At 75.1% G+C, this 8,523-nt stretch carries 7 protein-coding genes; 1 reads left to right on the forward strand and 6 read right to left on the reverse strand.

Annotated features, from left to right (window positions below; translation table 11 throughout):
* The 3 genes from RI554_09075 to RI554_09085 form a co-directional block, all read right to left on the reverse strand.
* Nucleotides 1-442, reverse strand: a 442-nt coding sequence (locus RI554_09075; GenBank protein ID MDR9392164.1) for a hypothetical protein, incomplete at its 3' end; no start/stop codon positions are given.
* Nucleotides 443-671: 229 nt separating this feature from the next.
* The gene (locus RI554_09080) at nucleotides 672-1,106 is read right to left on the reverse strand and encodes a type II toxin-antitoxin system PemK/MazF family toxin (protein ID MDR9392165.1); all 435 of its coding nucleotides are present in this window, start codon (nucleotides 1,104-1,106) and stop codon (nucleotides 672-674) included.
* The gene (locus RI554_09085) at nucleotides 1,004-1,255 is read right to left on the reverse strand and encodes an AbrB/MazE/SpoVT family DNA-binding domain-containing protein (protein MDR9392166.1); all 252 of its coding nucleotides are present in this window, start codon (nucleotides 1,253-1,255) and stop codon (nucleotides 1,004-1,006) included. Before RI554_09085 ends, RI554_09080 begins: the two co-directional genes overlap by 103 nt.
* A gap of 339 nt (nucleotides 1,256-1,594) precedes the next feature.
* Here RI554_09085 and RI554_09090 point away from each other — a divergent pair, with 339 nt between their 5' ends.
* A complete protein-coding gene (locus RI554_09090; GenBank protein ID MDR9392167.1) occupies nucleotides 1,595-2,692 on the forward strand; it encodes a hypothetical protein in 1,098 nt (365 codons plus the stop codon).
* Between the two features lie 45 nt (nucleotides 2,693-2,737).
* Here RI554_09090 and RI554_09095 read toward each other — a convergent pair whose 3' ends face one another.
* The 3 genes from RI554_09095 to RI554_09105 all read right to left on the reverse strand — a co-directional run.
* Nucleotides 2,738-3,451, reverse strand: a complete 714-nt coding sequence (locus RI554_09095; protein ID MDR9392168.1) for an SDR family oxidoreductase — start codon at nucleotides 3,449-3,451, stop codon at nucleotides 2,738-2,740.
* 112 nt (nucleotides 3,452-3,563) lie between these two features.
* On the reverse strand, nucleotides 3,564-7,289 hold the full coding sequence (locus RI554_09100) for a BspA family leucine-rich repeat surface protein (protein MDR9392169.1): 3,726 nt from the start codon (nucleotides 7,287-7,289) through the stop codon (nucleotides 3,564-3,566).
* A gap of 153 nt (nucleotides 7,290-7,442) precedes the next feature.
* Nucleotides 7,443-8,523 (reverse strand): hypothetical protein (locus RI554_09105; GenBank protein MDR9392170.1); only part of this gene is annotated, 1,081 nt, incomplete at its 5' end.

Below are 8,523 nucleotides of genomic sequence, written 5' to 3' on the forward strand. Positions count from 1 at the left end.
GGGGGGCCTGCGCGGCGGCGCGCGCGACGAGGTCGGCGGGGGGGAGCACGGGGGTCGGGAGGGTGCGCCGGACGTGGGTCTCGAGGGTCGCGAGGTCGGCGAGGCGGGCGGCGGCGGCGCCCTCGTGCGGCTCGCGGGCGAGGGCGGTGGGGGGCAGGTCGGCGTGCCAGGCGGCGAGGAGGGTGCGGGTGGCGGCGTCGGCGAAGCCGGGGAGGTCGGCGACGGTGCGCAACGCCGGGAGGGCGTCGGTCTCGAGGGTGCGTACGGCCGTGCGGACGTCGGCGGCGGTCGCGACGCGCAGGAACCCGCCGGCGAGGTGGGCGGCGAGCGTCTCGAGGGTGAGGACGCGGTCGCCGAGCGCGCCGGCGCGGGCGAGCGCCGCCTGGGTGGCCCGCCAGGCGGTGGGGTCGTCGACGACGTGGGTGCGGCGGTGCAACGGCACGCGGGCCTCCGTTCCGGCGCCGGGGGGCGCGAGGGTTCGAGGGTGCCCCCCACGCGCGACGGGGAGCGTCGCAGAGGGGGCGGGGTCCCATTCATCGTGCCACGCCCCACCCCCGTCGATTCGTGGGCGTGGGAGGGGGTGGGTCGGACGGGCGGCGACGGGGGGCGTCCGCGTCGCGTGGGGGCCGGACGCCCCCTCGGCCCGTCGCTGCGACGCGCGTGGATCCGCGCTAGGCCTCGCCGTACGCGAACATCTCTTGCAGGATGCGCGCCACGTCGCGTGCGTGGGCTTCGGGCAGCACGCCCAGACGTCGGACCAATCGGGCCTTGTCCACGGTCCGGATCCGATCCAGTACGACCTGACCCCGTTTCCGCTGAAAGGTGAGGTCCACGCGTGTCGGGTAGGGGCGCTGCGTGGAGGTCATCGGCGCGATCATCACCGTGCGCACGTGCCGGTTCATCTCGTCCGGCGAGACGACGACGCACGGTCGCGTCTTCTGCATCTCCGACCCCTGCGTGGGGTCGAGGTTCACCAGGTGGATCTCGTACCGGCGGACCTGCTTCACCAGGTCCAGTCGTCGGAATCGACGTCGGGCTCGACGCCGTCGGGGAGGACGGGCGCGTCGTCGCCGGCGGCGGCCATCGTTTCGAAGGCCGCACCCCACCCCGCGCGCACGCCTCGCGTCGGCTCGAGGACGACGGCGCCGTCCTCGACCCGCATCTCGAGCTCGTCGTGGAACCCGCATTCCTTGATCACCGAAGCGGGGATGCGGACCCCCCTCGAGTTACCGATCCTGACCAACTTGACCTTCATGACGACCCCTCCGAACGTATGCACATTGTACACACGTTTGCGCGTTCGCGCGTTCGCGTGCATCGGGGGTCGCTACGAGGGGCGGGCCTCGCGACGCCGGTGCGTCCCCAAGGGCGGGGGCGCGCACGCCACGCCCCGCGGGCGACGGGGAGCGTCGCAGGGGGGGCGGGGACCCCGTCATCGTGCCACGCCCCACCGATCGCGCTGCGTGCGACGCCGTCCGTCGCATGGGGGGTCGAGACTCGGTCTTCCCTCGCGGCGGACCGACCCGCGGTCCGCGCCGGGGGCGCCCCGACGGGCGCGACCGCGGTCCCGATGCGGACGCGGGAAGGGACGGCCATGGAGGACGCAGACCGCCGAGCGACGGGGGGTGCGGGGCGCGGCGCGCTCCGCGTCGACGCGGAGGCGCGCGCGGCGCTTCTCGCGGTGCACGAGCGGCTTCGGATCGACGACGCGTGGACCGCGTGGCACGCCGACGGCTTCACCTGGTGGGCGCACCGGCTCGCGCAGCGCATCCGCGTCGAGGGGCCCCACGACGTCGGCGGGCGCCCCACGTACTGGGCGTCGTTCGAGACCGCGACGCTGCGCGGGGTGGTCCCCGCCGCCGGCGATGATCGCGCCCTTCGGACGTCGGTCGCGCGGCTCAACCGCGCGGCCCACCTCTACGAGATCCACCTCCGCGGGGGACGCCTCGGGGTGCGCGGCCGGGTGTTCTTCCGGCCGGAGACGCGCGCGTTCCGCGCGCGCCTGCTGGCCGACCGCGCGCTGTTGGCCGTCACCTGGGCCGAACGCCAGGCGGACGCCCTCGTCGCCGGCGCGCACCGGCTCGGCCTCGCGGAGGGCGTCGCGGTGGACGCCGTCCCGGTCCCGGGGCGCGGTCCGCGTCCCGACGCCGACGCGATGCTGGGCGCGGTCGACGCGGTCTTCCTCCCGCTCGGCCGGGAGGCCCCCCGCACCGCGGGCGCGACCGACCTGCGCGCCGCCGCCGACGTCCTCGCCGGGGCGGCGGACCGCGTCGGCGGCGACCCCGCCGAGGGCGCCGTCGACGCGACCCTGCGCGAGGGCGACCTCGTGGCACGCGTCACGCTGCACGCCCAGGCCGACCACCCCGGCCTGGGGCGCGGGATGCTCGCCCGCGTGCACCTCCGCCCGCCCGCCCTCGACGGCGCCGCACCGGGGTCCGACGCGGCGCACGACGCGGCGCTCGACGCGTGCGCGACGTTGAACGAGGCGAGCTGGTCGATGCCGTGGCCGGTCCTGCACGTCGGCGCGTGGACGCCCGACCGCGACGCGGTCGAGGGCGTCGCCTACGCCACCTTCCACCCCAACGCCACGCTCGTGCCCGGCGTCGCGCACGCCCTGGCGTACGACGCGCTGGGGCGCATCCGGTTCGCGCATCCACTGCTGGTCGGGCGGGCGTCCGGCGACGTCAACTGACGTGGGGGCCCCGCCGGGCGAGGGCCGGCGGCCTTCGACGGGCGGTCAGTAGGGGATCGCGACGCCGGTCTCGTCGAAGAACCCGCCGGACTGCGCCGGTTCGAGGGCGTCGAGCACGCCGATCAGGTTCGCGGCCGCCTCGTCGGGGTCGTAGCTGGTGTGCCCGCCCGCCCCGAACGGGGCCGACAGCTTCGATTCGACGTGCCCGGGGTGCAGCGCGACGCAGATCGAGCCCTTGGCCTTGCGGCCGAGCTCCGCGGCGGCGCTGCGCACGAGCGCGTTGAGGGCGGCCTTGCTGGCGCGGTAGCCGTACCAACCACCGATCGTGTTCTCGCTCAGGCTCGCCGCGCGCGCCGACAGCGTCGCGAACACGACCCGTCCGTCGCGCGGCAGCAGCGGCAGGAAGTGCTTCATCACCAGCGCCGGTCCGATCGCGTTCAGGTCGAACGCCTTGGCCAGCTTCGCGCGGTCGAGGTGCCGCCAGGTCTTCTCGGGGCGTTGGTCCTCGTCGTGCAGGAAGCCGGTCGCGTCGATCACCAGGCGGACCGGGAGGCCGGTCCCCTTGGCGGCCTCCGCGGCCGCCTGGATCGTGGTCTCGTCGGTCAGGTCGAGGCGCGGCTCGCCGGTGCGCGAGAGCCGCAGCACCTGCGCGAAGCGCGGGTCCTGCTCCAGGCGGTCGGCCAACGCCCCTCCGATCGCGCCGGACGCGCCGACGACGACCGCGAGGCCTCCGGGTTCGAACGTGCTCGCATCGCTCATGCCGCCAGGGTACGCGCGGGTGGGGCGCGCACTCCGTAAGCGGGCACGGCAAACGGCCCGCCCTGGAGGGCGGGCCGAAGTCTCGTGCCGTCGGGGGGTGCGGGCGGCGGCGTTACTCGAACAGCGTGGCGCGGGTCGGCACGTCGGTCGCCTCGCTCGCCTCCCCCGCCCCGAGGAGACCGGCGTCCTGCCCGGCGGACCCGCGCTGGGCGGCGTCGCCGTCGCCGCCCCAGCAGAACAGGTCGCCCTGCTTCAGGGCGCAGGTGGTGGCGTCGAGCGAGAGGGCGATCGCGTCGACGCCGTCGTTCCCGAAGCCGGCGGGCCCCGCGTCGACCTCGACCGGGGCCGTGCGGTCGACGTTGCTGCCGTCCCCGAGCTGCCCCTGCTCGTTCGCGCCCCAACAGTAAACCGACCCGCCCTCGAGGGCGCACGTGTGGTTCCAGCCGGTGTCGATGGCGGTCACGTTCGTGTTCGTGAACGTCCCCGTCGGGCTCACGAAGACCGGTTCGGTCGCGTCGATAGGGGCCAAGTCCCCGAGCTGACCCCGGTCGTTGCGACCCCAGCAGTAGACGCTGCCGTCCTCGATCGCGCAGGTGTGGCGCGATGCGCTGATGGCGGTGACGTTCGCGTTGTCGAAGTCGGTGGTGCTCGCGACCCGGGTGGGCGTGTTCACGTCGTACGTCGTGCCGGTGCCGAGGGTGCCGCGGGCGTTGTTCCCCCAGCAGAACACCGAGCCGTCCTCGAGGGCGCAGGCGTACGGCGAACCGGACGACCCGGCGGTTCCGGAGAAGCCGGCGTCGACCGCCGTGGCGTTCGCGTTGGTGAAACCGTCGGTGGCGCTGACGGCGACCGGGACGATGCTGGCGTTCGTGGTGCCGTCCCCGAGGGCCCCGGGGACGTCGTTGATGCCGTTGAAGCCCCAACAGAAGACCGACCCGTTCTCGATCGCGCAGGTGAGGGGGCGGTACGCGGTCCCCGGCTGGATCGCGACGTCGGTGACGGACGTGTTGGCGAAGCCGGCGCCGGCGTTCGCGACGACCGGCGTGGCGCGCGTCACCGCGACGGTGAAGAAGTCGTCCGGGCCGCCCACGCCCACGCCGAGCTGCCCGTCATAGTTCTGGCCCCAGCAGTACACGGTGCCGCCCTCCAGGACGCAGCTGTCCTGCTCCCCGAGGGCGAGATCGGTCGGGGTCACCGCGCCGAAGCCGTCGCTGCCCGACACCGTGACCGGCGCGTACGTCACGCCGGTCCCCGGCCCGTCGGGGCTTCCGAGCTTCCCGGAGGGCCGCGCGTCGGCCCCCCAGCAGGCGAGCGTGCCGTTGTCGACCGCGCAGGCGTGGTCGAGCCCCAACGCCACCGCGGAGAGGTCGGGGGGCGGGGGGAACGCCGGCTTTTCCGCCTCCGTCCAGTCATCGTTGGAGTTGTCGTCGAACGAATCGCGCTGCGAGACGTTCGCGACGTCCCAGCCGGAGAGGTCCTGGTCGAAGTCCGTGGGGGTCAGGGCCGTCCCTTTGAACATGGCGGCCATGCTCTCGACGTTGCCGACGTCCCAGCCGGAGATGTCCTGGTCGAACGCGGTGGCGCGCTGGAACAGACCGGTCATGTTCGTCACGCTGGACGTGTCCCAGCCCGAGAGATCGAGGTCGAACGACTCTGCTTGGTTGAACGTTTGCGCCATGTTCGTCACGTTCGACGTGTCCCACTGCGTCACGTCGGACGGGACGTGCGTGGCGAACTGGAAGGCGTACGAGAGGTCGGTCACGGTGTCGGGCAGGTCGGTGGGCAGCGACGCGAGGGTCGCGTCCGCCTTGAGGAACGCCCCGCGGAGGCCGGTGATGCCGAGATCGCCGAACGACGTGATCGACGCGAGGCCGACGTTCACCTCGTTCTCGAGCGTCCCGAAGTTCTCGAGGTAGGGGGCCGGGCCCGCGTCGGCCTGGATCCGAATCGTCTTGACGCCGCCCGTGGCCCATTGGCACCCGAGGGTCGTGACGGGCGTCTCCGCGGGGGCCCCGTACACGGTTTGGCAATTGTCCGCGCCTTCGCCCCAATCGACGGTGACGCGCAGCTGTCCGCTCGTCTGTAGCGCCACGGTGTCCGAGGCGCTCAGCTCGACGGTGGTGAGGACCATCGGGTCGAGCGGGGGCGCACCGCCCCCCCCTCCGCCCGGGGGCGGGGGGGCCGGTGCCTCGATCGCGACGTCGACCAGGGCGAACGTCGTCGTGAGGGTTTCGCCGGTGCCGAAGGTGTTGTCGAGCGTGACGGTGCCGGTGATCGTCACGGTCCCCGCGTTTTGCGCGATCGTCAGCTGGCGGTTCTCCGCGGTCGTCCCGCCGCCGGCGAACCCGTCGTCGGGGGCCGTGAAGAGGTTGTACTCGACCTCGCCGATCCCTTGGCTCGGGTCGCCCAGCACAACCAGGCTGCGCGTGCCGTTCGGCAGCGGGGGGAGCGGGATGGAGTAGCGGTCGGCGCCCGCGATGTAGGTGACGGCGTCCACCGTGATCGCCTCGCCGCCGATGGTCACGACGCCGCTCGTGGGGGTGGGGGCGGCGTCGCCCCCGCCGGGGTCGGGCCGGGCGGCGTCGTCGGCGACGTCCTGCACGCCGTCGAGGGTGGCGAGGTCGGACGGGTCGTCGGTGGCGGCGAGCGCGGCGAGGAACTCGTCGAGGTTGCCGTCGTGCACGCCGGTGATCCCGAGGTCGTCGAGGCGCTCGACGGTGAGGCGGGGGTCCGCCGAGCCCGTCACCGCGGTCGCGACGAGGGCGTCGGCGGTGCCGGCGCGCTCGGCGAGTGCGGCGTACGTCGCGACGTCGTCGGGGTCGGCGGACCGCAACGCGTCCGCGAACAGCGCCCGCTTCGTCGCGCTCGCGGGGTCGTCGAGGAGCCCGTCGAACCCGAGGGCTGCGAGCTGTTCGGCGGAGAGCGTGCCGGTGCCGGTCTCGACGACGGCGAGGAGGGCGGCGTGGGCGTTCACGATCGCCTGGAGGGTGGGCGCGTCGGCCTGCGCGGCCGCGCCGCGCGCCACGAGGACGGCGGTCACGACGTCGACGTTGGTCGCGTCCACGCCGCTCACGCCGGCGGCGGCGAAGGCGTCGACGTCGAGGGTGGTGGGGTCCTGCGCGCCGAACAGGGTCCCGGCGTACGCGAAGGCGTCGGCACCGTCGAACATGTCGGTCGTGTCGGCCCCGTCGGCCAGGGTCCAGTCGAGGGGGGCGTCGGTCCCGGACGGTGCGCCGTTGTTGAAGGTGCGTGCACCCTGGAAGGCCCGGGTCAGGGTCGTGACGTTGCGGACGTCCCAGCCGGAGAGGTCCTGGTTGAAGGTCGTGGCGCCCTTGAAGGCGTCGCCGAGGTCGTCGACGGTGCTCGGGAGGGTGTCGGGGACGGCCTTGAGGTTCTCCGCCCCGCGGAAGGCGCCCGCGAGGCGGGTGAGGCCGACGTCGCCGAAGCTGCGGACCGCTTGGATCGCGTCGGCGTCGGGGTAGCCCTCCGCGCCGTTGCCGAACTGCTCCAGTGCGGGGCCGGTCTCGGGGATGGCGGTCACGGTGACGGTCTTCGTCGTGGCGGCGCCGTCCTCGACGTCGTACGCGCACGTCACGTTGCCGGCCTCGCGGACGGCGTCGGGGCAGTCGCGGGCGCCCTCGTCCCAATCGACGACGACGTCGACGACGTCGCCGCGCAGCGGCAGCGTCGCGGTGGGGGTGTCGGCGTCGACGACGACCTCGACCTCGAGGGGGGCGCGCGTCGACGCCTCGACCGGGGCGTCGCTCGGTCGCAGACCGCACGCGGCGAGGACGAGGCCGAGGCTTGCAACGGCGACGAGCAGGCGGGGCGTGTGCATGGTGAGGCCTCCCGGAGAACCTCCGGCCGAGCGGGGAACTCGTGCCGGCGTCACGTTCCCCGTCACGGTAAAGAAGGCCGTGCCTGACGCGGTGTAGCGATTCCGCTACGTCGTGGACGCGTCGGGGGTGGACTGGGTGGGGGTGCCGTGGGCTCAGGGGGCGGGCACGCGCCCCACGAGGACGTGCCAGTCCTCGCCGCCACGGTGCCCGACGGCCAGGTGGTACCCGGTCAGCGTCGCGCCGACGTCCTCGAGCTCGCGCTCGAGGGGCCCGACGGTCGTGCGGACGGTGCCGCCCGCCCGCGCCGGGCGGGCGATCAGGACCAGCCGCCCCCCGGGCGCGGCGACCTCGCGCGCGGCGAGGATCATCTCCCCCAGGAGCGCGGCGTACCCCTCGGGGCCGGCGACCTCGTCGTCGCCGCGGTCGCGCGCCCACGCGTCGTACGTCGGCGGGTGGAGCACCACCAGGTCGGCGCAGCCGGGCCGGAGGCCGTCCCCCCACCGGGGGGCGGTGGCGTCCATGCGGTGCACGAACGGCGCGCCCGGGTCGACGTCCGCCGACCAGCTGGGCAGGCCGCGGCGTTGCGCGACCCGCGCGACGGTGCCCGGACCGGCGGTGAGGTCCACCAGCCGCTCGCCCGGCACCGCGTAGCGCGCGAGGATCGCGTCCACGACGTCGGGGTGGAGGATCTCCCCGCCCGGCGCGGCCCCCGCGGGCGCGGGGAAGCGCCAAACGTCGCCCGCGGGTCCGGGCCCGGGGTCGGGGGCCGGGGCGGCGGGCAGCCAGCCGTCCTCCGGCGCGACGTTCGGCGCCTCCCGTTCGAGGCGGACCCGCTCCAGGGCGCGCCCCACGCGCTGGCCCCACGTGCCGGGCGCGCCGGCGGCGCGGTCGGCCTCGGCGCGCGCGAGGGCCGCCTCGCGGACCTCGGTGGCCTCGCGCGCCAGGCGGCGCGCGACGGTCAACGGGAGGCCGCGGCGGACGAGCGCCACGACGTCGTCCGGCCAGCCCCCGAGCGACAGCAGGTGGTTGCGGGCGTAGCTGGGGCCGATCGCCAGATCGGTCAGGACGCCCCGGACCTCCGGCGCCTCCGCAAGCCGTCGGGGGCGAAGGAGGGCGTAGAGGCGCGTCCGGGTCGCCGCCGGCGTGGGCGTGCCGAGAACCGCCGCGGCGCGGGCCAGGAGGGCGTCGTAGAGGTCGGCGGGGTTGCGGGGCACGCCCGCATCCTGCCACGCC

It is taken from the genome of Trueperaceae bacterium (assembly GCA_031581195.1).
Lineage (GTDB): Bacteria > Deinococcota > Deinococci > Deinococcales > Trueperaceae > SLSQ01.

What these genes read in the sequence shown, in the direction of transcription:
- RI554_09085 (MDR9392166.1), bottom strand. Translation starts at nt 1,255, where the DNA reads ATGAAGGTCAAGTTGGTCAGGATCGGTAACTCGAGGGGGGTCCGCATC.
- RI554_09095 (MDR9392168.1), bottom strand. Translation starts at nt 3,451, where the DNA reads ATGAGCGATGCGAGCACGTTCGAACCCGGAGGCCTCGCGGTCGTCGTC.
- RI554_09100 (MDR9392169.1), bottom strand. Translation starts at nt 7,289, where the DNA reads ATGCACACGCCCCGCCTGCTCGTCGCCGTTGCAAGCCTCGGCCTCGTC.
- RI554_09090 (MDR9392167.1), top strand. Translation starts at nt 1,595, where the DNA reads ATGGAGGACGCAGACCGCCGAGCGACGGGGGGTGCGGGGCGCGGCGCG.